The 25,563-nt window shown below is 37.9% G+C and carries 24 protein-coding genes; 18 read left to right on the top strand and 6 right to left on the bottom strand.

Annotation, left to right across the window (positions count from 1 at the left end; all coding sequences use genetic code 11):
* Positions 1–2: 2 nt before the first annotated feature.
* Positions 3–905: a type II CRISPR-associated endonuclease Cas1 gene (gene cas1, locus LG377_RS10100; protein WP_225744530.1), complete on the bottom strand. Its 903-nt coding sequence runs from the start codon at positions 903–905 to the stop codon at positions 3–5.
* Between the two features lie 169 nt (positions 906–1,074).
* Complete coding sequence (gene cas9 / locus LG377_RS10095) at positions 1,075–4,320, bottom strand: type II CRISPR RNA-guided endonuclease Cas9 (protein ID WP_225744529.1); 3,246 nt, start codon at positions 4,318–4,320, stop codon at positions 1,075–1,077.
* A gap of 213 nt (positions 4,321–4,533) precedes the next feature.
* Between cas9 and LG377_RS10090 the strand changes: the two genes are divergently transcribed.
* The 16 genes from LG377_RS10090 (at position 4,534) to smpB (ending at position 20,468) form a co-directional block, all read left to right on the top strand.
* On the top strand, positions 4,534–4,761 hold the full coding sequence (locus LG377_RS10090) for a hypothetical protein (RefSeq protein WP_225744528.1): 228 nt from the start codon (positions 4,534–4,536) through the stop codon (positions 4,759–4,761).
* A 10-nt stretch (positions 4,762–4,771) separates the two neighbouring features.
* Positions 4,772–5,110 carry a hypothetical protein gene (locus LG377_RS10085; RefSeq protein WP_225744527.1) on the top strand — a complete coding sequence of 113 codons (339 nt, stop codon included), beginning with the start codon at positions 4,772–4,774 and terminating at the stop codon, positions 5,108–5,110.
* 126 nt (positions 5,111–5,236) lie between these two features.
* The gene (gene clpP / locus LG377_RS10080; protein ID WP_225744526.1) at positions 5,237–5,833 is read left to right on the top strand and encodes an ATP-dependent Clp endopeptidase proteolytic subunit ClpP; all 597 of its coding nucleotides are present in this window, start codon (positions 5,237–5,239) and stop codon (positions 5,831–5,833) included.
* A 208-nt stretch (positions 5,834–6,041) separates the two neighbouring features.
* Positions 6,042–6,593 carry a DsbA family protein gene (locus LG377_RS10075; RefSeq protein ID WP_225744525.1) on the top strand — a complete coding sequence of 184 codons (552 nt, stop codon included), beginning with the start codon at positions 6,042–6,044 and terminating at the stop codon, positions 6,591–6,593.
* Positions 6,594–6,863: 270 nt separating this feature from the next.
* Positions 6,864–7,901, top strand: a complete 1,038-nt coding sequence (locus LG377_RS10070) for a sugar-binding transcriptional regulator (protein ID WP_225744524.1) — start codon at positions 6,864–6,866, stop codon at positions 7,899–7,901.
* Between the two features lie 29 nt (positions 7,902–7,930).
* Positions 7,931–8,923, top strand: coding sequence for a type I glyceraldehyde-3-phosphate dehydrogenase (gap, locus tag LG377_RS10065; RefSeq protein WP_225744523.1), 993 nt, complete (start codon positions 7,931–7,933; stop codon positions 8,921–8,923).
* Positions 8,924–9,020: 97 nt separating this feature from the next.
* Entirely contained in the window at positions 9,021–10,022 is a 1,002-nt protein-coding gene (gene gap / locus LG377_RS10060) for a type I glyceraldehyde-3-phosphate dehydrogenase (RefSeq protein WP_225744522.1), read from the top strand.
* A 298-nt stretch (positions 10,023–10,320) separates the two neighbouring features.
* On the top strand, positions 10,321–11,508 hold the full coding sequence (pgk, locus tag LG377_RS10055) for a phosphoglycerate kinase (RefSeq protein WP_225744521.1): 1,188 nt from the start codon (positions 10,321–10,323) through the stop codon (positions 11,506–11,508).
* A gap of 117 nt (positions 11,509–11,625) precedes the next feature.
* Positions 11,626–12,381: a triose-phosphate isomerase gene (gene tpiA / locus LG377_RS10050; protein WP_225744520.1), complete on the top strand. Its 756-nt coding sequence runs from the start codon at positions 11,626–11,628 to the stop codon at positions 12,379–12,381.
* A 1-nt stretch (position 12,382) separates the two neighbouring features.
* Positions 12,383–13,918, top strand: coding sequence for a 2,3-bisphosphoglycerate-independent phosphoglycerate mutase (gpmI, locus tag LG377_RS10045; RefSeq protein WP_225744519.1), 1,536 nt, complete (start codon positions 12,383–12,385; stop codon positions 13,916–13,918).
* Positions 13,919–14,001: 83 nt separating this feature from the next.
* Positions 14,002–15,300: a phosphopyruvate hydratase gene (eno, locus tag LG377_RS10040; RefSeq protein ID WP_225744518.1), complete on the top strand. Its 1,299-nt coding sequence runs from the start codon at positions 14,002–14,004 to the stop codon at positions 15,298–15,300.
* Between the two features lie 198 nt (positions 15,301–15,498).
* Positions 15,499–16,320 (top strand): ZIP family metal transporter, encoded by an 822-nt coding sequence (locus LG377_RS10035; protein ID WP_225744672.1) that lies wholly within the window; start codon positions 15,499–15,501, stop codon positions 16,318–16,320.
* Between the two features lie 137 nt (positions 16,321–16,457).
* Positions 16,458–16,688 carry a preprotein translocase subunit SecG gene (gene secG, locus LG377_RS10030; RefSeq protein WP_225744517.1) on the top strand — a complete coding sequence of 77 codons (231 nt, stop codon included), beginning with the start codon at positions 16,458–16,460 and terminating at the stop codon, positions 16,686–16,688.
* A gap of 200 nt (positions 16,689–16,888) precedes the next feature.
* Positions 16,889–17,638: a carboxylesterase gene (locus LG377_RS10025; protein ID WP_225744516.1), complete on the top strand. Its 750-nt coding sequence runs from the start codon at positions 16,889–16,891 to the stop codon at positions 17,636–17,638.
* On the top strand, positions 17,635–19,977 hold the full coding sequence (rnr, locus tag LG377_RS10020) for a ribonuclease R (RefSeq protein WP_225744515.1): 2,343 nt from the start codon (positions 17,635–17,637) through the stop codon (positions 19,975–19,977). The genes LG377_RS10025 and rnr overlap by 4 nt, the downstream gene beginning before the upstream one ends.
* A 29-nt stretch (positions 19,978–20,006) precedes the next feature.
* A complete protein-coding gene (gene smpB, locus LG377_RS10015; protein ID WP_225744514.1) occupies positions 20,007–20,468 on the top strand; it encodes an SsrA-binding protein SmpB in 462 nt (153 codons plus the stop codon).
* Between the two features lie 49 nt (positions 20,469–20,517).
* Here smpB and LG377_RS10010 read toward each other — a convergent pair whose 3' ends face one another.
* From LG377_RS10010 to LG377_RS09995, 4 genes are all read right to left on the bottom strand, one after another.
* Positions 20,518–21,267 carry an IS3 family transposase gene (locus LG377_RS10010; protein ID WP_225744513.1) on the bottom strand — a complete coding sequence of 250 codons (750 nt, stop codon included), beginning with the start codon at positions 21,265–21,267 and terminating at the stop codon, positions 20,518–20,520.
* An 80-nt stretch (positions 21,268–21,347) separates the two neighbouring features.
* On the bottom strand, positions 21,348–21,911 hold the full coding sequence (locus tag LG377_RS10005) for a helix-turn-helix domain-containing protein (protein ID WP_225744512.1): 564 nt from the start codon (positions 21,909–21,911) through the stop codon (positions 21,348–21,350).
* A gap of 104 nt (positions 21,912–22,015) precedes the next feature.
* On the bottom strand, positions 22,016–22,843 hold the full coding sequence (locus LG377_RS10000; protein ID WP_225744511.1) for an ABC transporter permease: 828 nt from the start codon (positions 22,841–22,843) through the stop codon (positions 22,016–22,018).
* 14 nt (positions 22,844–22,857) lie between these two features.
* The gene (locus tag LG377_RS09995) at positions 22,858–23,841 is read right to left on the bottom strand and encodes an ATP-binding cassette domain-containing protein (RefSeq protein WP_225744510.1); all 984 of its coding nucleotides are present in this window, start codon (positions 23,839–23,841) and stop codon (positions 22,858–22,860) included.
* 230 nt (positions 23,842–24,071) lie between these two features.
* Here LG377_RS09995 and LG377_RS09990 point away from each other — a divergent pair, with 230 nt between their 5' ends.
* On the top strand, positions 24,072–24,752 hold the full coding sequence (locus LG377_RS09990) for a histidine phosphatase family protein (RefSeq protein ID WP_225744509.1): 681 nt from the start codon (positions 24,072–24,074) through the stop codon (positions 24,750–24,752).
* A gap of 29 nt (positions 24,753–24,781) precedes the next feature.
* A complete protein-coding gene (locus tag LG377_RS09985) occupies positions 24,782–25,558 on the top strand; it encodes a Cof-type HAD-IIB family hydrolase (RefSeq protein WP_225744508.1) in 777 nt (258 codons plus the stop codon).
* The last annotated feature ends 5 nt before the right edge of the window (positions 25,559–25,563 follow it).

The following is a 25,563-nucleotide window of genomic DNA, read 5'->3' as shown; positions in this document are numbered from 1 at the left end:
ATCTATAAGGAGATCCCATTAGCAGGGTAAATGAGTAAGTCTGGATTTTCTTCGTTCATACCTTTAATAAAAGATTGAACAAGAATATTTATTGCATTTAAAATGGTTTGTTTTTGATTGCCAATCAAAATTTTATTTGTACTAAGTAAGTGAACTAACTTTTGTTTGGTTTTTTGGTCGAGGTAATCTTCTTTGCTGACTAATACGTACACCCATAGATCTACGATGGGTCTGAATGATTCAATCAGATCATCTGCTAGATTGAATGCATTATATTGACTTTTGTGTCCGATCCCAAAAGCGGGATGTAAACCGTAAGCTGCTATACTGCGGACGACCGCAGATCTTAAAACGGTGTAGCCATAATTTAAACCAGAATTTATTCCATCAAAACTGTCTCGTTCCCTAATGAAATCAGGACCAAATAAAGTTTTGAAATAGAGTTTTGCGGCATGACCTTCACGGTTCGTTTTATCCCCGATGTCTACAGTATCTCCTAAGGCATATAGCTGTTGGATTATAGCCGAATCTTTTTTCAAGTGAGTTAAAACAGATGCTTGGTTATAGATTTTTATTTGAATAATTCGTTGCCACATTTCCTCTTTTAGGTCGAGTGTCCATGACTGCTGTCTCTGTAATACTTTAGAAGATTGGTGATGACTGTGTGGAGAAAGAGCATAAATATTAGGGAGGTGTTTATCGTCACAGAAAATAAGTAAAATATGATAAGAAGCTAGTTTGTTGATTAATCGTCCGGTGACAACAGTTTGTTGATTATCTACAATAATCGTATGTATATCAGAAAGAGGAATAAGAATTTCAGTATCTTCTCTAGTGACTTTTAAATTATCTAAGTAAAGCTTTAAAGAGTCTGAATTTTCAATATAGACAACACGCCAACTCATAAAATCGCTCCTTTAATTTTGTATATAGAAAAAGCCCCAAAAAGGGGCCATTTCGATTTCGGCATAAAGCCTTTCTTTGATAGATTCTATCTATCCTTTGGTAAGAAGGATTGTCCTCCGTCGAGGATAATCCTATTATACCTAAAAAAATTGTTTACGTAAAGAAAATTTAAACATTTTTTAAAATATTTACTAGATTTTCTTTAGAAATAAAATGCTGATTACCTAGGGCATCTATATTAAATTTTTTGAAGTTTTTAAGTGTCCCTATAGTAAGAAATTGCTGCTTAGGATCATGGTAATCAACATCCTTAACTTCGATTTTATTTCCACGAGGCATAGCATCGCCTCTAAAAATCTTCTCAAATCGAACTACTCTAACTTTTGTTTCACTCGTCTGAGGATCTTCAATTTTCTCTTCCTTCTCATAAGAAATTCGGTCATTCTTGTACAGACTAAATTGAAATTCAAAAGAATGATCAATCTGTTTATACGGTGCATTTCTTCCTTCGTCACCGTTGTATTTATCCATATCTAATATATATTGATCGCCTTGTTGTCTGAACCAATTGTATGGAACGCCTAGATACTTGTATTTGCCTTCATCATTCTTATAAACATCAATACGAATACTTTTACGACTTTGCAGAATGACATCATTTTTTGCTTCAGGAAACTTGTGAGTTATAGGAATATGAATACCAAGTTTGCGATCGAGATACTTCAAACCTTTAACTGGAATTTTTCCGTCTTTTAGGATGAAGCCGTGCTGTGCTTGGAAATCCTGGAATGGATTGTCTGCGTGTGCATGTTCTTCTATTACTTTCAAAATTAATGTCCAAGTTTTCGGATCATGTTGAGCCATCAAAAACAGGTCTGGATTTTTATCGATCCGTTTCTTCAAAGCATCAAAGCCTTTTTTATCTAAAGCATAGATATCTTTGACTTTTCCTACAACATATTTTTCGCCTTCTTTTTCACGCGTAGAGTAAAAAGTCTGGTTACTCATTGTACGATTCGGTTTGCGGTCGACTTTATGAGAATATTTCTCTACTTTATAATTTTTTAGAGTTGTTAAGAATGCATGAGCGGGTTCCATGACTTCTCGTTCACTTAAAATTTCGCCAGTATCTGTATCTACTACCACACCTTCATCTGTCATGGTCATATTTTTAAATTGTTTTATGAGTGGTAGTCGACCAATACCAGCAACAATCAAAGCATCAATTGCATGATGAGAATGATCTTCATCGCGGCTTTTGCGCAATTTTGCACGTCTTCTTAATGCAGCGGTAAAACTTCCTCTCACTGAAAGGACTTTAGTATCAATTTCACTATTTATATAGAAGGTACGTAAACTTGCTTGGAAACTTCTCATCGCATAACGAGTATCCACGAGATTTCGGTTAATAAAGTCTACTTGTAATTCTTCGTCATTTTTCACATCGCGTTGCTCGAGCAAATAATTGAATTTAATCTTAGAGATTTTTTTAGACTTAAACAAATTAGTCGTTTCAGCTGCAAACTCATTAAAGGTACGAGATGCTTTTCCGCTTTGGAAGTACTGAAAAGGGGTAAGCTGTCCCTTTAACTGGTTTTCTTTACGGTAACACAAAACTTTATTCTGCTGGCTATCGTCATAAGAAATCGATAGAGGGATAATGTGATCAATCTCAAATTGACTAAAGTCTTTTACGATATCGTGAACTGAAATAGAACGGCCACTGTAAACACACTTATGATCTTGTGCATCCCAAAGTTTTAATGCGAGCATCTGTTTACTGTTCAAATATAATTCTTTTAATTCATCAATTTCTAAAAGTTTCGCCATTTCTTTCTCAAATTTCCCGATTTTAGTCTGGAAATCTCTGTATTGCTTGCGTCTTTCTTCATTATTTTTCTCACGAGCCATTTCAATTACGACATAAGCGAGTTCACCATGCTGTTTGCGAACGGCGTTGGTGATCTTAATAGCTTCACGATGAGCGCGTTTTGCAACGGTACTTAAAATAGCTTCATCGTCGAATTGAATCTGTTGACCTGTTTGTAACATCGTCATTCTGTCTTTAGCAAAACCTCGTTCAGTAAAAATCTGCATCTGATTTTTATCTGTTTCCCAAAGTTCTGGAAGGATCGCTTCAATCACTTCTTTTGAAAGGGAATGATATTCTTTGAAATAAGTATCATTTTCTAGTGCTTTGATCACGTCAATTAAGGGATCATCGAAATGTTTAACAAAAAGGGTATTTAGTTGATCTTCGCGTCTTTTGAAACTCTTTTCTGCAGTCAAAATATTGACTACTTCATCCAAGACATCTCTATTCTCTAAAAATCCTTTTGGAAGAGAAACCTCTTTTAAATATTTATTCAGTTGTTTAAAGCCTAGGAACTCTGTGAAGATAGGGTTATTATTCTTCATGTCCAGACGAGCGCCTTTGATTTCTAATTCATTAGATAGTTCCAATAACTTAGCAATGTTTTTAAGAGTGATTTTCTTGCCTTTTCTCAAATATGTTTCAATCAGATACTCTTTTTCTTCTTGAGTCAGTGACGCCATAACACCTTTTTCTTCACTTGGATAACGTAAATTATTCAAGTCATTTAATATGTTAAACAATTCAGCAGTATAGGCTTTTTTAGGTATTCTTAATTCATTTAAGTAAATATCACGACCGCGCATTTTGTCGATCATAGTTTCATGTTGGAGTTTACCTTCGTTATCAAGAAAATATTGACCATAAGGAGTAGGGGACTTTTCTGATCCTGGCCCGTCATAGTACATACGTCTGCTATTCAGCAAGGCAATATAATCTTCAATAAATATTTCATCAATAAACTCATAATATTCACGCTGTTTCTCGAGTATTGCAGTGGCTTCTTTTATATAGTCAGAAGTTCTAAAGCGATTTTCATGTGTTCTTACTGGTTCATTATTTTGTAGTTTTGCATATTGTATTTCTACAATATGTTCGTATTGTTCTTCTAATAATTTTTTATTATTCTGAAGCTGCTTTTTAGTAGAAAGTTCGCTTCCAGAAGTTTTTTCTTCTTCCTCAGGTGCATCGATCGTTGTCCCTCTGCGTTTTACCAAGTGGTACAAGGCCGCAGCTAATTGATTATGTGTAATTTGTTGTCGTAAACCTAAGTATCTTGCTTCATAAGGATTAACAGAAGTTATACGTGTACACGAAAGTCCATTCTCCTCAAGAAAATCTTTTGTTCTGTCCATGCGGTGTTTTCGACGTCTTTTCAACCGTCTAGCGCTACGAAAATTTCTTCTGTCCTCATTTGCGTTTCGATCAGCCTCTTCAAATAAACGAACACCAGCATCAACAATTTCACCTGTTTCTTCATTGATTATTCCCCAGCCAACACTTGAAACACCGATATCTAATCCCAAAACTAACTTTGACATAAGTACCCTCCTAATTCGTAGTATCTGTTTAAGTATATCATAGTATGATAGCGTTTTTTATAGAGTATTTTAAAAAATATCAACATTAATTAATAGATTTATGAATAATCACTCTTGAAAGAATATAAAAAACCAAAGTCATGTTAAAATGACTTTTAGAGAAAGGTTTGACGAAAGGAAAATATTTACTTAGGCGAACCGCTTTTCAGTGAAATGGAAGCTGAATACAACAAACCGATTATTGCATTATACACGGACTCTAGACAAGGCAGTTTCGGCAATCAACAGAAACTAAACGCAGTAGACGAAGTTGCAGAATCTCAATTTTCTTATGTAAATTTGTATATTGTTGGACTCATCAAGAACCGTGGCAAAATCGTACAGTCGAAAAAAGAGTTGTTGGACGTTTTGAAAATAAATTTAAACAAGTTGAAAGTTTAGAAAGGAAGATATGTTAAATAAATCAAATGATTATATCTACAAAAAGTGTCTTTTCCCACTATTTGCTGCATTGATTGGTTCTATCTGGATATACGTATTAGATACGAATGATGATTTTTTTAATATAAGCTTAGTAATCATTGCAATTGGCCTGTTTGTCTATGCGCAATTCAATATCAAGAAAATGGTTGATAATCAGATGTTTTTGAGACTGATTCGCTATATTTTAGTTTTTACCCTAATATTTCAAGTTTCAATTTACGCTATCTCAGTTGTTTTTCAAGGGATCATTGCGCTTATAATAGCTGTTATTTTACTTATAGGCTTTTGGAAAATAGTGACTTATTAAAATAAGTTAAAAGATCAAACTTACTATTTGACCTTTCTTGACCTTTAGAGTACAATATCTTTAGTTTCATGAATTCAAGTAAACATGATAAAATAAGTTTGACTGAATTAGAGGAGGACAATAAAAATGAATTTAGTACCAACAGTTATTGAGCAATCACCCCGTGGTGAACGTGCTTATGATATTTACTCTCGTTTATTGAAAGACCGTATCATTATGCTTGGTGGACCAATTGATGATCAAGTTGCCAATTCTGTCATTGCCCAATTATTATTCTTGGACGCACAAGACCCTGAGAAAGATATCTATCTTTATATCAACTCTCCAGGTGGTAGTGTTACAGCAGGACTAGCAATCTACGATACAATGAACTTCATAAAATCTGATGTTCAGACTATCGCAATCGGACTAGCAGCTTCAATGGGAAGTTTCTTACTTGCAGCAGGTGAAAAAGGTAAACGTTTTGCACTTCCAAATGCAGAAATCATGATTCACCAACCACTAGGTGGCGCTCAAGGACAAGCAACTGAAATTGAGATTGCTGCTAAACACATCTTAAGAACACGTTCTAGATTAAATGATATTTTGGTTGAACGTACTGGACAACCTTTAGAAGTAATCGAACGAGATACAGATCGTGATAACTTCATGATGGCTGAAGATGCTAAAAATTATGGCTTGGTTGACCAAATCATGGATAGCGCTGCTGATTTAAACAAATAATTCTTCAATTTTAATAGAAAAAGAGGATATCCTAAACAGGGTGTCCTCTTTTTATACATAAGAAACTAAGAAAAGAAAATCCTGTTATTCTGGTCTTATTTCTACTATACAAATTAAGACTCAACAAACCAGTGAGATACAACCGTCTGACTGGTCATCTAAGGTTTCTAGCGTTATACTGTACGGGTAAGAATGAAGAAAAGGGGAGATGTTATTGGATACTTCAATGATCAAAGCATCAGAAGTGACGACTGAAGGCGGTATACACATTGGGGAAAAGAATGCTCCAATCAAAATCGTAGAATTTATGAATTTAAGATGTCCGTTTTGTAAGCAATGGTGGGAAGAATCTGCTCCTGTACTAGATAAATATGTAGCAGAAGGAAAAGTCGAACGAATTGTTAAACTCTTTGATAAGGAAAAGCCTAGCTTGAAAAGAGGGAACGTTATTCATCATCACTTAGACTATACAGGTGGTGAAAAAGTAAAAGAAGATATATCTTATTTCTTAGCACGCCAAGAAGAATGGGGAAATCTTGAAGAAAATGATATCGTGGACTATGCTAACATTAGAAGAGGTTTAAGCAAGCAGACAAGTGAAAAAGAAGCTGAGCATGTAATTAATGAAGCTGAAAGGGCTAATGTAACACTTGTTCCGTCTGTCTTTATAGAAGATTATATTTTTGATGAGCATATTACAAATGAAGAACTAAAAGAAATCATTGAAATAAAATTAAATCGTGGAAACATTGACCAGTAAGTTTTCGTAAATCATGGACAAAAAACGTCCCTCTAATTTAATGTTATGGGTTGAAAATTGCCCCGCATCTTGTTACACTAAATATGTAATCAGATAAGAAGTGTTCACAAGATCGCGAGCAGTTGAAATCTTTTGTCAACTATGAAAAAAGGATTTCGACATTATGCAGTTTAAACGCTGGCACTTTTTCGCTGCGAACCTTTGTGCTTTCGGTCGAGATGATATTCTCAGTTGAATACGCGCAAAAGTAGTCGAGAGAGAGGGTCTAGGATGCTGTCAGTTATCGAAAAAGTTGCACCCGATATGTTTCAGACGTTGAAAAGAAGATATCATATCTTGAAGCAAATTCAAAAATCCAGTCCAATCGGAAGAAGATCTCTTGCAGGAAGACTAGGGTTTACTGAACGTGTTTTGAGAAGCGAAGTCGATATATTACGTAACCAAGGATTGATAGACATATCTTCTGCGGGAATGGAATGTACGTCTACAGGATTAGAAGTTTTTCGTCAGCTTGAACGTATGATGGGGCATCATGTCAGATCAAAAGACCAAGAAACAATATTGGCGAACAGATTGAGAATCAGCCATTGTGTTATTGTACCCGGAAATTCGGACGAAGACCCCGCAATATTAGAAGATATCGGTTTAGCTGCGGTCAAGGCACTGGACTTCCTTCTTCCCGAAGATAAAAACGTTGTTGCAGTAATGGGTGGAACGACAATGGTCGAAGTTGCCCACGCAATGGACGAAAAGTTTGGTGAGAAAAGACAGTTGTTGTTTGTACCTGCACGCGGTGGGCTTGGAGAATCAGTTGATATCCAAGCTAACGTAATCGCAGAAACAATGGCCCGCAAATCCGGTGGGAAAAGCAGGGCTTTATATGCTCCTGAACATGTCCGTTCTGATACGTATTCGTTACTATCAGAGGAGCCTGAAATTAAGGAAACACTTCAATTAGTTGAAAATGCTTCCTTAGTCTTGTACAGTATAGGTAGTGCTTTCGAAATGGCAGAAAGACGAGGCATGAATAGAGAGACACTTCAATTACTGAAAAATCAGAATGCTGTAGCAGAAGCATTTGGAGAATTCGTTAACCCAGAAGGAGAGATTGTTTACAAACTCTCTCGTATTGGCTTGCAATCAAGTCAAATGGGACGTATTCCTCATGTGGTTGCAGTAGCCGGTGGTAAGAATAAAGCCAAGGCAATTGAATCTTACGTAAAAACTGTCCCTCCTCACACATGGTTAGTGACGGATGAGGCAGCCGCAAACGAGATTTTAAATGGGGGCAACCCTTTAAAAAATTAGAAATAAAAATTCCAAGGAGGAAATCATTAATGGCAAAGAAAGTAGCAATTAACGGATTCGGACGTATTGGACGCTTAGCATTTCGTCGTATTTTAGAGGCAGATACAGGATTAGAAGTTGTGGCAATTAACGACTTAACGGATAATAACGATCTAGCTTATTTATTGAAGTATGACACTGCACAAGGAAGATTCCCTCATCAAGTAGAAGCGAAGGAAGATTCAATAACTGTTGTAGGAAAAGAGATTAAAGCTTACGCTGAAAAAGATGCTAGCCAATTGCCATGGGGTGACCTAGGTATTGATATCGTCTTGGAATGTACAGGATTTTACACTTCACCAGAAAAATCTCAAGCACATATTGATGCTGGAGCTAAGCGCGTGTTGATTTCAGCACCAGCTAAAGGTGATCTTAAGACAATCGTATTCGGTGTTAATCACGAATCAATAGAATCAGATGATAAAATTGTTTCAGCAGCTTCATGTACGACTAATTGCTTGGCACCAATGGTTAATGTATTGAATAAAGAATTTGGTCTTGACCATGGATTAATGAGTACAGTACATGCCTATACTTCAACACAAACACTGCAAGATTCACCAGGTGGACGTAAGAGTCGTGCTGGAGCTCAAAATGCCATTCCTGCTTCAACAGGTGCTGCTAAAGCGGTAGGTAAAGTTATACCTGAAGTTGATGGGAAAGTAGACGGAACAGCTGTAAGAATCCCAGTTGTAACAGGATCTATGGTTGAATTATACTCTGTCTTGAACAAAGAAGTATCAGTTGAACAGGTTAATGCAGCAATGAAAGATTATGCTTCTGATGCCTATCTTTATAATGAAGACGAGATTGTTTCCTCTGACATTATTGGTATCCCTGCTGGTTCTGTATTCGATGCTACTCAAACTAAAATCATCGAAGGTAATTCAGGGCAACTGGTTAAAACTGTCGCTTGGTACGACAACGAATATGGGTTCACTGGTAACATGGTGAGAACATTAGATTACATGGCTAACTTATAATAAGTCGGTCTATCATAACGTGTTTAAGACTTAATTGATTGGTTTCGATTAAGATTTAAAATAAAAAATTTTGATTTTCACAGGAGGAAATCGTATTATGTCAGTAAAAGTAGCTATTAACGGATTTGGACGTATTGGACGTTTAGCATTCCGTCGTATTAACGAAGTAGAAGGTTTGGAAGTTGTTGCAGTAAACGACTTAACAGATCCTAACATGTTGGTTCACTTGCTTAAATATGATACAACTCAAGGACGTTTCAACGGAGATGTAACTGTTGGAGACAACAGCTTCACTGTAGACGGACGCGACGTTAAAGTATTAAGCGAACGTAACCCAGAAGATCTTCCATGGGGAGACTTAGGCGTAGACATCGTTCTTGAATGTACTGGATTCTTCACTACTCAAGAAAAAGCAGAATTACACCTTAAAGCTGGAGCGAAACGTGTTGTTGTTTCTGCACCTGCAACTGGTGACATCAAAACTGTTGTTTACAACACTAACCACGAAGTTTTAGATGGTTCTGAAACAGTTATTTCTGGTGCTTCTTGTACGACTAACTGCTTAGCTCCAATGGCTAAAGCATTAAACGACAAGTTCGGTATCGAAACTGGTTTAATGACTACTATCCACGCGTACACTGGAGATCAAATGACTCTTGATGGACCACACCCTAAAGGTGACTTCCGTCGTGCTCGTGCTGCTGCAGCTAACATCGTACCAAACTCTACTGGTGCTGCTAAAGCAATCGGTGAAGTATTACCTGAACTTAAAGGTAAATTAGATGGATCAGCTCAACGTGTACCAGTAGCAGCTGGATCATTAACTGAATTACAAGTAATTCTTTCTAAAGAAGTAACTGCTGAAGAAGTTAATGCTGCAATGAAAGAAGTTGCTAACGAGTCTTATGGTTACACTGAAGACCCAATCGTTTCTTCTGACATTTTAGGAATGACTTACGGTTCATTATTCGATGCAACTCAAACTAAAGTCATCTCTGCAGGTGGAAAACAATTAGTTAAAACTGTAGCTTGGTATGATAACGAAATGTCATACACTGCACAACTAGTTCGTACTCTTGAATACTTCGCTTCTCTATAAGAAGAAGTTAACGTTCAAATAGTAAACTGATTTTTAATCAAACAGAACAAGAATGAATAAGCGGGGGAGCTCTCACTCTATGCGGTAGACTATGTAAGAAACGGATTAACGATTACAATCGTTTTATCACGTATTCTTTTCATATTTCTATCAGCTAGAGTATCGCGCTTCCCCGTTTTTTATTTTGTAAACAGAATGGTTTATATTTCTTTTATTGACGTAATGACGAAACTTTTAATTCTTATTTTAAATATTAATGAACGAAAAAATTATGTATACAAAGGAAGGTAGAGTAACGATGCCTAAGAAAACTGTAAAAGACCTAGATCTTAAAGGGAAAAAAGTATTGGTTCGTGCTGACTTTAACGTACCAATGAAAGACGGTAAAATCTCTAATGATAACCGTATTCAAGCAGCACTTCCAACTATTCAATACGTACTTGAACAAGGCGGAAAAGCGATTGTATTTTCTCACCTGGGACGTGTTAAAACGGACGAAGACAAAGCTGGTTTATCTTTAGCACCTGTTGCTGAGCGTTTAGGCGAATTGTTGAAAAAAGATGTAACGTTCGTTGCTCAAACTCGTGGAGAAGAACTAGAAACGGCTGTAAACAACTTATCTGACGGCGACGTTTTAATGTTTGAAAACACTCGTTTTGAAGACATTGACGGCAAAAAAGAAAGTAAAAATGATCCTGAACTAGGTAAATACTGGGCAGGTCTTGGCGATGTATTCGTAAACGATGCATTTGGTACAGCTCACCGTGCCCACGCATCTAACGTAGGAATAGCTTCTAACGTTGAATCGGCTGCTGGGTTCTTAGTAGAAAAAGAAATCAACTTTATTGGTGGAGCTGTTGATGAACCAAAACGTCCATTTGTAGCGATTTTAGGTGGAGCGAAAGTTTCAGATAAAATCGGCGTAATCGAAAACTTATTATCTAAAGCAGATAAAGTATTAATCGGTGGCGGAATGACTTATACTTTCTATGAAGCACTAGGAAAAGGTATCGGAAGCTCACTTCTTGAAGCAGATAAAGTATCACTTGCTAAAGAATTGATTGAAAAAGCTGGCGACAAATTAGTTCTTCCAGTGGATTCAGTAGTTGCTTCTGAGTTTTCAAACGATGTACCTACAGAAGTTGTTGAAGGAGACGTTCCTGAAGGTAAAATGGGACTTGATGTTGGACCTAAGACTGTTGAATTATTCGCTAAAGAATTAAAAGGCGCTAAAACAGTTGTATGGAACGGACCAATGGGCGTTTTCGAAATGTCTAACTTTGCTAAAGGAACAAGCGATATCTGTGAAGTGTTAGCTAAATTAGAAGATGCAACGACTATTATCGGTGGTGGAGATTCTGCAACTGCTGCACAACAACTTGGATTCGAAGACGACTTCAGCCACATTTCTACTGGTGGTGGAGCAAGTCTAGAATACCTTGAAGGTAAAGAATTACCAGGAATCGCTGCAATCTCAGATAAATAAATTTATTTAAAAATACGTTGAAAACCTGTAAACTATAGAGTGTAGTCAGGCGGTGCATTAGTGCCGCTATGATCTCTGTAGAAAACAAACAATATAATCGAAAGAAGGAATAGAATTATGCGTAAACCAATTATTGCTGGTAACTGGAAGATGAACAAAACTGCGGCTGAAGCTGCGTCATTCATTGAAGAGGTTAAAAATAATATCCCTTCTTCTGATAAAGTAGATGCTGTTATCGGAGCACCTAACCTTTATACTCAAGCATTGCTTGATATGACTGCCGGAACTGAACTTAAAATTGCAGCTCAAAACTGCTACTTCGAAGACGAAGGTGCATTCACTGGAGAAACTTCTCCTGCAGCATTAGCAGATCTTGGAACTCAATATGTAATCATCGGACACTCTGAACGTCGCGAGTACTTTGGCGAAACAGATCAAGATGTAAACAAAAAAGCACACGCAATTTTTAACCACGGAATGGTTCCAATCATCTGTGTTGGAGAAACTTTAGAACAAAAAGAAGCTGGCGAAACAAACGAACTTGTTTCAGGCCAAGTAACAAAAGCGTTAGAAGGATTATCTGACGAGCAAGTTAAAAACTCTGTTATCGCTTATGAGCCAATCTGGGCAATCGGAACTGGTAAAACAGCGACTTCTGAAGAAGCGAATGAAACAATCTCTGTAGTTCGTCAAACGGTTAAAAAACTTTACAGTGACGCTGTATCAGAAGCTGTTCGTATTCAATATGGTGGTTCTGTGAAACCTGGCAACATTGCTGAATTAATGGCACAATCAGATATCGATGGCGCATTAGTTGGTGGAGCAAGTCTAGAAGCAGAGTCATTCCTACAATTATTGGAGGCGGCTAAGTAATATGAGTAAAGCACCTGTAGCGATTATCATCTTAGATGGATTTGGATGGAGACCTGATCAATACGGTAATGCAGTAGAACAAGCCGAGAAACCAAACTTTGATCGTTTCTGGAAAACTTATCCACATGCAACCCTTCAAGCTTCTGGTTTACCAGTCGGCCTTCCTGAAGGTCAAATGGGAAACTCTGAGGTAGGTCATACGAACATTGGTGCTGGACGTATTGTTTACCAAAGCATCACTCGTATCGACAAAGCCATTTCAGACGGAGAATTTCAAACAAATGAAGTTTTGACTGGTGCATTTGATCACGTTAAGGAAAATGATTCAGCATTACACTTCTTTGGATTGATTTCAGATGGTGGTGTGCATAGTCACTCTCGTCACTTAACAGCATTACTTGAAACAGCTAAAGCACAAGGTATCAGCAAAGTGTTTGTTCACGCATTTACGGATGGGCGCGATGTTGCACCAGATTCTGGAGCTGGATTTATTGAAGATTTACAAAACGTTATTGCAGAATTAGGTATAGGCGCGATTGCATCTGTATCTGGTCGTTTCTACGCAATGGACCGCGATACTCGCTGGCCACGTGTAGAAAAAGCATATGACGCTATCTTTAATGGTGAAGGTGTAAAAGCCACTGACCCAGTAGAAGCTGTTAAAGAAAGCTACGCAAAAGATGAAATGGACGAGTTTATTCTACCAACAGTTATCGAAAAAGATGGTCAACCTGTAGCGACTGTTCAAGATAATGATGCGATTGTATTCTTTAACTTCCGTCCTGACCGTGCAAGCCAATTGTCTCGCGCGATCACTGAACCGGATTTCAATGAATTCGACCGTAAAAATACACCGAAGAATATCAAATTTGTGACAATGACACAATACTCTGCTGACATGGATGCAGAAGTGATGTTCCCGCCAGTTCATTTGAAAAACGTTATTGGAGAAGTATTATCTAATCACGGTTTATCTCAATTGCGTATCGCAGAAACTGAAAAATATCCTCATGTTACATTCTTTATGAATGGTGGGACAAATGATGAGTTTCCAGGAGAAAACCGTATCCTGATCCCTTCTCCACAGGTCGAAACTTATGACTTGAAACCTGAAATGAGTGCGTACGAAGTAACAGACGCATTAGTAAAAGATATTGAAGACGATAAACACGATGCCATCATCTTGAACTATGCAAATCCTGACATGGTTGGACACTCTGGTATGCTAGAACCAACGATCAAAGCGATTGAAGCAGTAGATGAGAACTTAGGTAAAGTCGTTGATTTAATTCTTGAAAAAGGTGGATACGCAATTATCTTTGCGGATCATGGTAATGCGGATACTGAATTAACACCAGATGGTAAACCGCATACTGCCCACACAACAGTTCCAGTACCGGTAATCGTCACTAAGCACAACATTCATTTGCGTGAAGACGGTAAATTAGCTGATGTATCACCTACTATGCTAGAACTGTTAGGTATTGAAAAACCTGAAGAGATGACTGGAGAAAGTCTAATCATTCAAGATAGATAAGCACCAATGCAACACTAAAGCTGTATTTAACCACTTAAAAAGTGAGTATAAATAAAAAAACAATTTTAAAGGAGATCAATACAATGCCATATATTACAGATGTTATTGCACGCGAAGTTTTAGATTCTCGTGGTAACCCAACAATCGAAGTAGACGTATTTACAGAATCAGGAGCTTTCGGACGCGGAATGGTACCTTCAGGTGCTTCAACTGGTGAACACGAAGCTGTTGAATTACGTGATGGAGACAAAGATCGTTACCTTGGAAAAGGTGTTACTAAAGCCGTTGATAACGTAAACGATACAATTGCTGAAGCGGTTATCGGTATGGATATTCGCGATCAAATGGGTATCGACAAAGCATTGATCGAATTAGACGGAACTCCAAACAAAAGCAAATTAGGCGCTAACGCTATTTTAGGTGTGTCTATTGCCGTTGCGCGCGCTGCTGCAGATTACCTTGACTTACCATTATATAGATATCTTGGTGGAACAAACACTAAAGTATTGCCTACACCAATGATGAACATCATTAATGGTGGTTCTCATGCTGACAACAGTATCGATTTCCAAGAATTCATGATCATGCCTGTAGGAGCGCCTACATTCAAAGAAGCTATTCGTATGGGTGCGGAAGTATTCCACGCATTAGCTGCTATCTTGAAATCTAGAGGATTAGCTACTTCAGTTGGTGACGAGGGTGGTTTTGCACCTAACTTGAGCTCTAACGAAGAAGGATTCGAAGTTATTATCGAAGCTATCGAAAAAGCTGGATACAAACCAGGTACAGACGTTATGTTAGCAATGGATGCTGCTTCTGCTGAATTCTACGATGCTGAAAAAGGCGTTTACAACTTAGTAGATTCAGGTGAAGGCGAAAAAACTGCTGATGAAATGATCGAAATCTACAAAAACCTAGTTGAAAAATATCCATTAATTTCTATCGAAGATGGATTGGATGAAAACGACTGGGAAGGTACTAAAAAATTAACTGAAGCATTAGGAGATAAAGTACAACTTGTTGGAGATGACTTATTCGTAACAAACACGGATAAATTAGCTAAAGCAATTGACATGGGAGTTGCAAACTCTATCTTAATCAAAGTTAACCAAATCGGTACATTGACTGAAACTTTCAATGCAATCGAAATGGCTAAAAAAGCTGGTTATACTGCAGTAGTATCTCACCGTTCTGGTGAAACAGAAGATTCTACAATTTCTGATATTGCTGTTGCAACAAATGCTGGACAAATCAAAACTGGTTCATTAAGCCGTACTGACCGTATTGCTAAATACAACCAACTATTAAGAATCGAAGATCAATTAGGTTCTCAAGCAGTATACGAAGGTCTTTCTGCTTTCTACAACCTAAAAAACAAATAATAATCATTTAATGGTCTTTTTTATCAACCAGTAACCTCATTTGCTGATTGATGGAAACCGAATCGAAACCTCTTGCTCATAAACTGAGTAAGAGGTTTTTGATTTATTTTAATTGCTTTTCTTTGACATATCTGTTTGAAAAGATATACTTTTCTTTAGTTGCACTATACATAAATTTGAGATAAAGGAGATAGTATCATTTTAGAAACGTTCAGTACCTTTCATCCTGTTTTACAAGCATTGATTGCAGGTCTGTTTACTTGGAGTTGTACAATAGTTGGATCTGCATTTGTATTTTTGTTTAAAGAAATTAATCAAAAGTTTTTAGATATCATGAATGGGTTTGCTGCGGGGGTGATGATTGCAGCATCTTTCTGGTCACTATTAGCACCAGCCATCACCAATGCCGAAGATAGTGGCTACGGAATCTGGTCTTTCTTCCCAGCAGCTGTTGGATTCTTAGTAGGGGGTTTTTTCTTAAGATTGATTGATGTGGTCATTCCGCATTTACATTTGAATGAGCCGGAAGAAAATAAAGAAGGACCTGAAACAAAAGCCTCTAAAAATTTACTACTCTTTTTAGCGATTACGATTCACAACATTCCTGAAGGGTTATCAGTTGGGGTAGCATTTGGTGCTACAGTAGCTGGTGTGGCCACTGGAGATACTTTCCTAAGTGCAGTAGGTTTAGCGCTAGGTATAGGGATCCAGAATATTCCAGAAGGATCAGCTTTGTCTATGCCCATTCGAGCAGCAGGGAGTAGCCGATTACGTGCATTCAATATCGGACAATTGTCAGCAATCGTCGAACCGATTGCCGCAGTTATCGGTGCCATAGCTGTTATTTCGATTTCAGCTATTTTACCTTACGCTCTGGCTTTTGCAGCTGGTGCAATGATTTTCGTCGTGGTAGAAGAACTGATTCCTGAATCTCAGACAAATGGGAACAAAGATAGTGCGACATTGGCCTTAATGGTTGGTTTTACGATTATGATGATCTTAGATGTAGCGCTTGGATAGTCCTTTTTAAAAATTAGAAATCATCGATTCATAGGCTATTTTATTAAAAAAACCAGCTTGAATCTGGACTGGCAATACAGGTCAGTTTGTGCTATATTAATGAATGAGAGACTTATAAATGGGAGGTCAATTCCGAGATGTATGATTTTTTATTAGGATTTATGCTCGTATTATCAATATTTATTATAATTGTAGTGGCTATGCAGCCAACTAAAACTCAAAGTGCGTCCAACGCTTTCTTAGGTGGAGCAAGCCAATTATTTGGGAAACAAAAAGCAAGAGGATTCGAAGCGGTTCTGATTAAGACCACAATCGTTTGTATCGTACTTTTCTTCATTCTTGCATTAGCATTGACTCGATTTTTCTAATTAATATAATATGATACTGATTAAGGAGCAGATCCAAAAGTACGTGAGCTGAATATCTCAGCTTGCAGAGTGTACAAATGGGCCGCTCCTTTTTATTGTCTTTCAATGTATTAAGCCACTTGGATAGGGTAGGCGTATTTCAGTATTAATATTTCACAAAGTAAGGTAAAATATAGGTATAGAGCTAAGGAGTGAACGAAGTGAGAGATCGAACAATATTTTTTGAAAAGGGACCGAGAGCAGTGATTTTATTTCACGCTTTTACGAGTACCCCAAATGACGTGAGAAGTTTAGCGCGAGCATTAGAACGTGCGGATTATACAGTCTATGCACCGACACTGTCTGGACATGGTACGGAAGATCCAGACGATATCTTTAATTATGGCATTGAAGACTGGAAGCGAGACGGTGAAAAAGCCTACACTTTTTTAAAGAAAAAAGGCTACAATGAAATTGCGACCTTTGGCTTGTCTCTTGGCGGTATCGTTGCAACGCATTTAATGTTGACACAAGATGTTAAAGCCGCTGGAACCTTTTCTTCACCAGTAATGGATAACGGTAAAAATAGAGTGCCGGAGAACTTTATGAACTGGTATGAACAAGTAAAAATGAATGCCGGATTTTCTAGAGAGCAAGTTGCTGGATTGAAAACAGCGGCAGAACCAAAACTGGAAATGATTTTAAATGGGTTGAACACTTTTGTTAAATCAATGGTGCCTCAGTACCTTAATGAAACAGGAATGGTTTTTATTGCGCAAGGTGGCAATGATGAAATGATTAATCCACATCAATCTGGAGAATATAGAGATGCGCTAACGAACGCTACAGTTGATTTCCACTGGTACGAAGATGCACCGCATGTGATTACGACTGGACAGTTCGGGAAACAGCTACAAATTGATTTATTAACATTCTTATCCACATTAGAATGGGATGGAGGGAATACATGAGTAAAGAAATATACGAAGATATGGAACAATTAAAAGAAACGATTTTGAATTTTATCGAGACTCATAAAGAAAATAGCGTAGAAGTTAAGGCCATTAGCGAAGGTGTGAATAGTACAGGGTCAAAAGCCTTCAAGAAAATGATCAACGCGATTGCTGAACTAGAACGTGAAGGAAGAATTGTACTGACTCAAGAAGGTCGATTCAAATTGAAAGATGCAGAACCGGTTATGCAAGGTGTGTTTAGTGGTACGGATAAAGGATTTGGATTTGTTCCTATAGAAGAATTTGATGACGATATCTTTATTCCACCTCATGAAACAAACTCAGCACTGAATGGCGATCTAGTCACGATTGAAGTGACAAAAGAGGCTGTTCCTTGGAAGGGTAAAGGACCTGTTGGAAGAGTTCTTGAAGTCGTTGAACGTGCAACAACAACGCTGATAGGTGAATTCCATGCTTACTCGGATAATGAAGTCACAAATAGCGGATTGTTTGGATATGTCAAAACGCAAAGCAAGAAAATTCCAAGCATGAAGATGCAAATCACAGACAAAGGGATTCGTCCTGTAGAAGGTAGTATCGTTCAGGTTGAAATTTCTAAATATCCTCGAAGCAATGATGAGGACATGTTTGGATTTGTTGTTCGTACAATTGGGCACAAAGACGAACCAGGAATTGAAATTCTTACAATCGTCAATAAATATAATATCCCCTCAGAATTTTCGGATGAAGTGATTGCAGACGCAGAGGCTGTACCAGATCAAATTGCTGAATCGGATTTAGAAGGCCGTAGAGACTTGCGAGATGAAGTCATTGTGACCATTGATGGAGCAGATGCAAAAGATTTAGATGATGCAGTTGTGGTCAAAAAGCTCGAGAATGGCCATTACCACTTAGGGGTTCATATCGCGGATGTTTCGCACTATGTGAAAGAAGACAGTCCAATGGATCAGGAAGCCTTCGAGCGTGGGACCAGTGTGTACTTGACTGACCGAGTAGTGCCGATGTTACCGCAACGTCTTTCAAACGGAATCTGTTCACTGCACCCAAATGTTGATCGCTTGACATTGAGTTGTGAAATGGAAATCGATCAGTCTGGTGATATCGTAAGTTATGAAATCTTTCCGAGTGTGATTCGTTCATTCCGTCGAATGACGTATACAGCAGTCAATGAGATCTTAACGGAAAAAGATCCAGAAACATTAAAAGAACATGCTGATTTGGTTGATCTTTTCGAAACGATGGGAGAATTACACCATATCCTTGAGAAGAAAAGAGTTAGTCGTGGATCTATCGACTTTGATACAAGAGAAGCAAAAATTGAAGTTGACCCTGAAGGGATGCCTGTGGATATTCTTGTGCGCGAGCGCGGCATCGGTGAACGTTTGATAGAATCTTTCATGCTAGCAGCGAACGAAACAGTATCTGAATATTACGCAAAACAAGAATTGCCAATTCTTTATAGAATCCACGCTCGTCCTGACGAAGCAAAAATGCAGAGATTCTTGGAATTTGTTTCAAGTTTTGGAATCAATGTAAAAGGGACAAAAGATAGTGTTTCTCCACTTGACTTGCAAGCTGTGATGAATGAAGTTAAAGGGAAACCAGAAGAAACGGTTGTCAGTATGCTGATGCTGAGATCGATGCAGCAAGCGAAATATGACGTGGATCCTATCGGACACTACGGACTAGCAGCTGATTATTATTCTCACTTCACGTCTCCAATCAGACGTTATCCTGATTTGATTCTTCATCGATTGATTCATTACTATGATGAAGTCGGAAAAGATCAGAAGGCTCGTCAACGCTGGGAGAAGAAATTACCAGAAATAGCAGAGCACAGTTCTAAAACCGAACGTCGTGCAGTAGATGCTGAACGTGAAACAGACGAACTGAAGAAAACAGAATACATGGCTGGGAAAATTGGAGAAGAATTCGAAGGACTCGTTACATCTGTTACGAACTTCGGAATGTTTGTTCAGTTACCGAATACAGTTGAAGGGCTTGTACACATCTCTAAAATGGATGATGATTACTATGAATTCAACGAACGTGGATTGATTCTGATGGGCCGTAGAACAGGTAGGAAATTCAAGATTGGGGAACCAGTCAAAGTTAAACTGACTGCAGCGAATATTGAAGGCTACCAGATCGACTTTGAGTTAGCAGATATCCCTGAAGATGAAAAACGAAAACAATCTAGACCCACAAATCAATCAGGCCGAAATAAGAATCAAAGACGTGGTAAAAACTCAAAAGGGAATCAAAAATCTGATCGAAATCAATCGTCTTCTGAAAGAAGAACGACCAAGAAGAAACGATCAGGAAAACGTAAGTAGTAGTCGTAGACAAAAGGAGGGTGATACAGGTGCCTAAAGGTGAAGGTAAGCTGATTGCTCAAAATAAGAAAGCAAGATTTGAATATAGTATTTTAGATACTGTTGAAGCAGGGATCGTCTTGAACGGAACGGAAATCAAGTCGATTCGTGCCGGCAGAATTAACCTTAAGGATGGTTATGCTGGAATTCGTAATGGAGAAATGTGGTTATATAATGTCCATATCGCGCCATTCGATAAAGGAAACCAGTTTAATCATGATCCTGTGAGAACTAGAAAACTATTGATGAAGAAAAAACAAATCGATAAATTTGTTGGAGAAACCAAACAAGGCGGAGTAACGATTGTACCGCTGAAGGTATATATTCGAAATGGATATGCCAAAGTACTGATTGGTCTCGCAAAAGGTAAAAAACAATACGATAAACGTGAATCACTCAAGCAAAAAGATCAGAAGCGTCAAGTTGATCGTGCAATGAAAGATTATCGTTAATACTCAAAACCCCATCAGGTGCTGACCCCCAAAAGTTAGAGTTTTAATATTATGCAGCCGACTGGCTGGCTTGAGTTCGGTATTCTACTGGACTTAAGCCAGCCAGTTTTTTCTTTCTACGAGTGGTATTGTACCACTCAATATATTCTTCAATCTGTTCTCTTAGTTCTTCATAGCTTACTTTAGGTTCTCCGTGATACATTTCTTGCTTCATAATCCCAAAAAAGTTTTCTATAACGGCATTATCAGAACAGGTTGCTTTACGAGACATGCTCTGGAAGATTTTATTCTGTTTTAATAAATTTACCCATTTTTTATGTTGATAGTGCCACCCTTGATCGGAATGAATCGTAGTGCGAACAGTAGCTTTTTGCTTTATCGTTTTAATAGCTTCTTTTAAAGGTTCCATTGCTAAATCTAAAACAGGACGCTTATTAATACTGTAAGAAATAATTTCACCATTATACAAATCTACTATGGGATTAAAATAAAGTTTTTGATCTCCAGTACATTTAAATTCAGTGATATCAGTCACTAGTTTCTGTAAAGGAATTGACGTATTAAACCGGCGGTTTAACTTGTTCTTGGCAACTTTTCCTACAGTTCCTTTGTAAGAGTTATATTTTCGAGTCTTACGTGTGAATTTAATACATTTCAACCCTAACTCCTTCATTAAGCGATAGACCTTTTTATGGTTGATTACTATTCCAGCGTCATTCAATTCGTCCGTGATTCGCTTATATCCGTAACGCTCTTTGGATTGATAGAATATATCAGTAATCTGTTCTTTTAAAGACAAATCGTAATCCTATGCGCCTGTTCGTTTTATATGATAATGGTACGTAGCCTCAGGAATGCCCACAACTTTAAAAATATCTTTCAATCTATATCCTTCTTTTTTGAGCTCAAATGCCAACCTTGTTTGTGCTCTGCGAGGAAGCCATTTGGATTCTCCTCGTAAGCTTTTACCTTTTTTAAATAAGCGTTCTCTAACCTAAGAAGTTCATTCTCACGCTCTAGCTCTTGTTCTCTAGACATACTCTGACTCTTATTCACTTTTGTTTTTTTAGGTAATTTAGACATAGAAGGTCGTCCCTTTTTTTTAGGTTTCAGGCCTTCTATCCCTTCTTTGTTAAAAGCTTGATTCCAATTCGCAATAACAGAAAGTTCTCTGATTCCGAAGGAATTAGCCGTTTCTTGGTAGGAAGAACCTGTTCGTTTCATAAATTGTAATACATCTAATTTGAAATGAACAGGATAGACTTCTTTCGATTTCTTTGGGCTTAATCCTTCTTTTCCATAAGTTTTATAAAGGTTGGTCCATTTTCTAATAGGAGAAGAATCTGGTATACCGTACTTTTTAGCTAGTGATTTATATCCCAATTTGCCATTTTCGTATTCTTTTACAAGTTTTAATTTGAATTCTTGACTATATTTCGCCATGTAAAAAGCCCCCAAAAGTTAGAATGTTACTCTAACTTTTGGGGGTCGGTACATCAACGTATGCGTTGATGGGGTTTTATTGGTTTTTTAGAAAGATCAGTGTATTAATTTTTGTTGTTATAAAGTCGCATAGTCAGTGGTGCAAAAATGGCGAGCATAATACCTGATGCAGTGAGTGTCCAAAAGATAGCAGTAGAGACATCATACCCATGCATCAGTCCTCTGACAGCATCTACAAGCATGGAGATTGGATTAATTTTAACAAAAGTTTCTAATATACGAGGCATGGTGCTTGGATCAACAAAAGCGCTACTCAAGAAAGTGAGTGGAAAAATAACCATCATGGCACTCGCCATCAAAGCATTTTCTGATTTCAAAACAAGCGCTAAAACATTCCATATCCATGAAAGGCAAAATGAGAATACCAACAGTAATGCAACGGCAAGGATAACGCCAATCAGTCCACCTTCGGGCCTGAAGCCTAAGATCATAGCAAACAAAATCATAATCATTGAAGCAATGGTATATCTAAGCGCATCGAAAGTCATTGCTCCGACAAGAGAAGAAGGTCCCCAAATAGGTAGCGTTCTTTGACGGTCGAAAAAGCCTTTTTGAATATCTTTATTTAAATCAAGTCCGGTGTACATAGTGATCTGGGTCACAGTCTGTACTAAAATACCGGGTAGTATAAATTGAAGATACTCCTGAACCGAACCAGCTATAGCACCACCAAATAAGAAAGTAAACATCAGTAAAAATAAAATTGGCATAGCCGTAATGTCCATTAGTGCCATTGGAGCATGTTTCGTTCTGAGTAATGCACGCATGGCGAATATTTGTACAGACACAATCGGACTAGGGGGTGTTGGACGTTGTTTTGACAAAATCGCTTGTTGTAGCTTTTCTTGATTGATTGTCTGATTCTGAGCCATTTAAAAACCTCCTTTTATTTCAAGATAGATGATTGCTCTGGAATAGATACGGTTTTCGACTCTTCTGTTAACGCCAAAAATACTTCGTCTAAGCTAGGTTGACCTAAAGAGAAGGTAAGTACATCAATTTGTTGTTCAGCGAGTGCTGTTAGTGCTTTTGTAGCGTCAGAGGGGGTTGAAACTTTGATATGCAGCTGATCGGTTTTAGAAGATTCATGGAGAACTTCTCCTACGCTTGTTTCCACGATTTCCTCGGCTCTGAATTTGTCTTTTTGAGACTTCAATGTCACATGAAGCATATTGTTTCCTAGGGAGGCTTTCAAGTCATGAGCCGTTCCTTCAGCAATGATTTTACCTTTATTGATGACGGCTATCCGGTCAGCTAACTGATCGGCTTCTTCCAGATATTGAGTCGTTAAGAGTACAGTCGTACCTGTGCCCGTCAATGCACGAATTACAGCCCAGACCTGGTTTCGACTTCTAGGATCTAATCCCGTTGTCGGTTCATCTAAAAACAAGAGATCTGGAGTAATGACGATGCTTGCTGCTATATCCAGACGCCTGCGCATACCACCGGAATAATCTTTTGCTTGTTTGTTAGCAGCTTCAGAAAGTCCAAAAGCATCCAACAATTCAGCAGCGCGTATTTTTGCTTCTTTTTTTGAATAACCCATTAATCTTGAGATCATCGTGAGGTTTTCGCTTCCGCTCAAATCCTCATCAACAGAAGCATATTGGCCAGTTAAGGCAATTCTAGGACGGATTTTCTTTGGTTGCGAAGCAACATCGTAGCCAAAAACGCTAGCTGATCCACCATCAATCGTTAATAAAGTAGCCAGCATTCTCAAAGTGGTCGTTTTTCCTGCACCATTTGGACCGAGAAATCCGTAGACAGATCCTTTAGTGATTTTAAGATCGATTGCATCAACGGCTGTGAAGTCTCCAAATTTCTTGATCAAGCCATTTACTTCAATTGCATAGTCTTCTGTTTTGACCATAAAATACACCTCTTTATCTTTATACGAGCCTAGTAGGTCAGTATAACTTAAGTCCATTTATTTAATTGAAATATACCCTACTTTAAAATGGGACACAACATCTATTTAACCTATAAAGGATTTTTGTAAAGATTACCCCGAGAAAGTTTACTTTCATTCTCTTCGCATCAGCAAAGTAAGTCTGTTACAATAAAGTAGAAGATATCATTTTGGAAGGAGCAACAATAAAGATGACTACTAAGGGTGTTGAAATTTATTTTGTTCGTCACGGAGAAACGTATTTGAATCATTATGGGCGTATGCAAGGATGGAGCAATGCGCCACTAACTGATGATGGCATTGTTGATGTACATCGTTGTGGACGTGGACTGAAAGATGTTAAATTTGACGCAGTCTATACGAGTGATTTAACACGTACGCAAGATACTGCTGGAATTATTCTTGAAGAAAACGGTCAAGCTGCAAATATGGATATGATCCAGATGCCAGAATTCAGAGAAGTATTCTTTGGTTCTTATGAAGGCATGTATGGATCGGAAGCATGGGGAAATGTTGCCAAGCACATGGGCTATGAATCTTCACGCGACATGTTCTTGAATACAGATATTCCTGATCGTATGAATGCTTTTAGAGAAGCAGATCCTTACCATGATGCGGAAGACTTTATGATGTTCTGGAGCCGAGTTGAAAGAGGATTACTTAAACTGATTGATAAGCATCGCGATACAGGAGAGCGAATTTTACTGGTCGCTCACGGTGGAACGATTCGCTATATCTTACAGAACCTAATACCTGATTTAACAGACCAAACAGCTCTTTTAAATGCGAGTGTTTCTGTAGCGAGCTACCATGGTGGAAAATACCACTTAGATCGTTACAACGACGTGTCCCATTTTAAAGACGAAGCATAACCTAAATTGAAAGAATTGAGGCGTAATGATTGAAACCAACATCACTAGTATTTTTTGATTTAGATGGAACGTTATTGAATGAACAGTCACAACTGGATGCAGATGTTATTGAAGCTTTGTCTGAATTGAAGAGAAACGGCGGTGTCCCTTTTATCGCCACCGGTCGTAGTCATCTTCAGGTAGAACATGTCCTGAAAGAAACAGTGATCGATTCATTTATTTCTCTTAATGGTCACTATATTCAATATGAAGGACAAGATATTTACGAAGGCATATTTGATCAAGACTTATTGGACCGTGTTCAGACCGAAGTGGAGAATCAGGATATTACGGTCGCTTACTATAGCAAAGAAGGATTTAAACTAACTAGAAGAGATGATAATGCCATTGCAGCTTATCGATTTATTCATGCAGACGCTCCAGAAATTGATGAATCTTATTATGAAGAAAAAGATATCTTGATGGTTCTATTATTTACACAAGATTTAGCAGTGGATGGTGTTTTTTATAAAAATTTTCCGGAACTTTCTTTTTACCGTAATTCACCTTATTCAATCGATACGATTCTCAAAGAGAACTCTAAAGCAATCGGTATCCAGAAACTGGTTGAGAAACTAGGTCTAGAAGGTGTACCGACATATGCATTTGGAGATGGTCCCAACGACATCGAAATGCTTGAAGCAGCTGACCATAGTGTAGCGATGGGTAATGGAACAGAAGAAGTGAAAGCTTTGGCTGATTATGTTGCTAAAAAGAATACAGATGGCGGTATTGTTGACGGCTTGAAGCATTTTAATTTGATTTAATAAAA

Origin of the sequence: Marinilactibacillus sp. Marseille-P9653, from assembly GCF_916618885.1 — a bacterium.
GTDB lineage: Bacteria > Bacillota > Bacilli > Lactobacillales > Carnobacteriaceae_A > Marinilactibacillus.
Note: the sequence above shows the minus strand (reverse complement) of the source record. Positions and strands in the feature narration are given on the sequence as shown.

Coding starts and splice junctions, on each gene's coding strand:
- gap (WP_225744522.1), top strand. CDS start 9,021: ATGTCAGTAAAAGTAGCTATTAACGGATTTGGACGTATTGGACGTTTA.
- LG377_RS10070 (WP_225744524.1), top strand. CDS start 6,864: ATGCTGTCAGTTATCGAAAAAGTTGCACCCGATATGTTTCAGACGTTG.
- LG377_RS09990 (WP_225744509.1), top strand. CDS start 24,072: ATGACTACTAAGGGTGTTGAAATTTATTTTGTTCGTCACGGAGAAACG.
- LG377_RS10085 (WP_225744527.1), top strand. CDS start 4,772: ATGTTAAATAAATCAAATGATTATATCTACAAAAAGTGTCTTTTCCCA.
- LG377_RS10005 (WP_225744512.1), bottom strand. CDS start 21,911: ATGGCGAAATATAGTCAAGAATTCAAATTAAAACTTGTAAAAGAATAC.
- cas9 (WP_225744529.1), bottom strand. CDS start 4,320: ATGTCAAAGTTAGTTTTGGGATTAGATATCGGTGTTTCAAGTGTTGGC.
- tpiA (WP_225744520.1), top strand. CDS start 11,626: ATGCGTAAACCAATTATTGCTGGTAACTGGAAGATGAACAAAACTGCG.
- eno (WP_225744518.1), top strand. CDS start 14,002: ATGCCATATATTACAGATGTTATTGCACGCGAAGTTTTAGATTCTCGT.
- LG377_RS10000 (WP_225744511.1), bottom strand. CDS start 22,843: ATGGCTCAGAATCAGACAATCAATCAAGAAAAGCTACAACAAGCGATT.
- clpP (WP_225744526.1), top strand. CDS start 5,237: ATGAATTTAGTACCAACAGTTATTGAGCAATCACCCCGTGGTGAACGT.
- gpmI (WP_225744519.1), top strand. CDS start 12,383: ATGAGTAAAGCACCTGTAGCGATTATCATCTTAGATGGATTTGGATGG.
- secG (WP_225744517.1), top strand. CDS start 16,458: ATGTATGATTTTTTATTAGGATTTATGCTCGTATTATCAATATTTATT.
- pgk (WP_225744521.1), top strand. CDS start 10,321: ATGCCTAAGAAAACTGTAAAAGACCTAGATCTTAAAGGGAAAAAAGTA.
- LG377_RS10075 (WP_225744525.1), top strand. CDS start 6,042: ATGTTATTGGATACTTCAATGATCAAAGCATCAGAAGTGACGACTGAA.
- LG377_RS09995 (WP_225744510.1), bottom strand. CDS start 23,841: ATGGTCAAAACAGAAGACTATGCAATTGAAGTAAATGGCTTGATCAAG.
- LG377_RS10090 (WP_225744528.1), top strand. CDS start 4,534: ATGGAAGCTGAATACAACAAACCGATTATTGCATTATACACGGACTCT.
- cas1 (WP_225744530.1), bottom strand. CDS start 905: ATGAGTTGGCGTGTTGTCTATATTGAAAATTCAGACTCTTTAAAGCTT.
- gap (WP_225744523.1), top strand. CDS start 7,931: ATGGCAAAGAAAGTAGCAATTAACGGATTCGGACGTATTGGACGCTTA.
- rnr (WP_225744515.1), top strand. CDS start 17,635: ATGAGTAAAGAAATATACGAAGATATGGAACAATTAAAAGAAACGATT.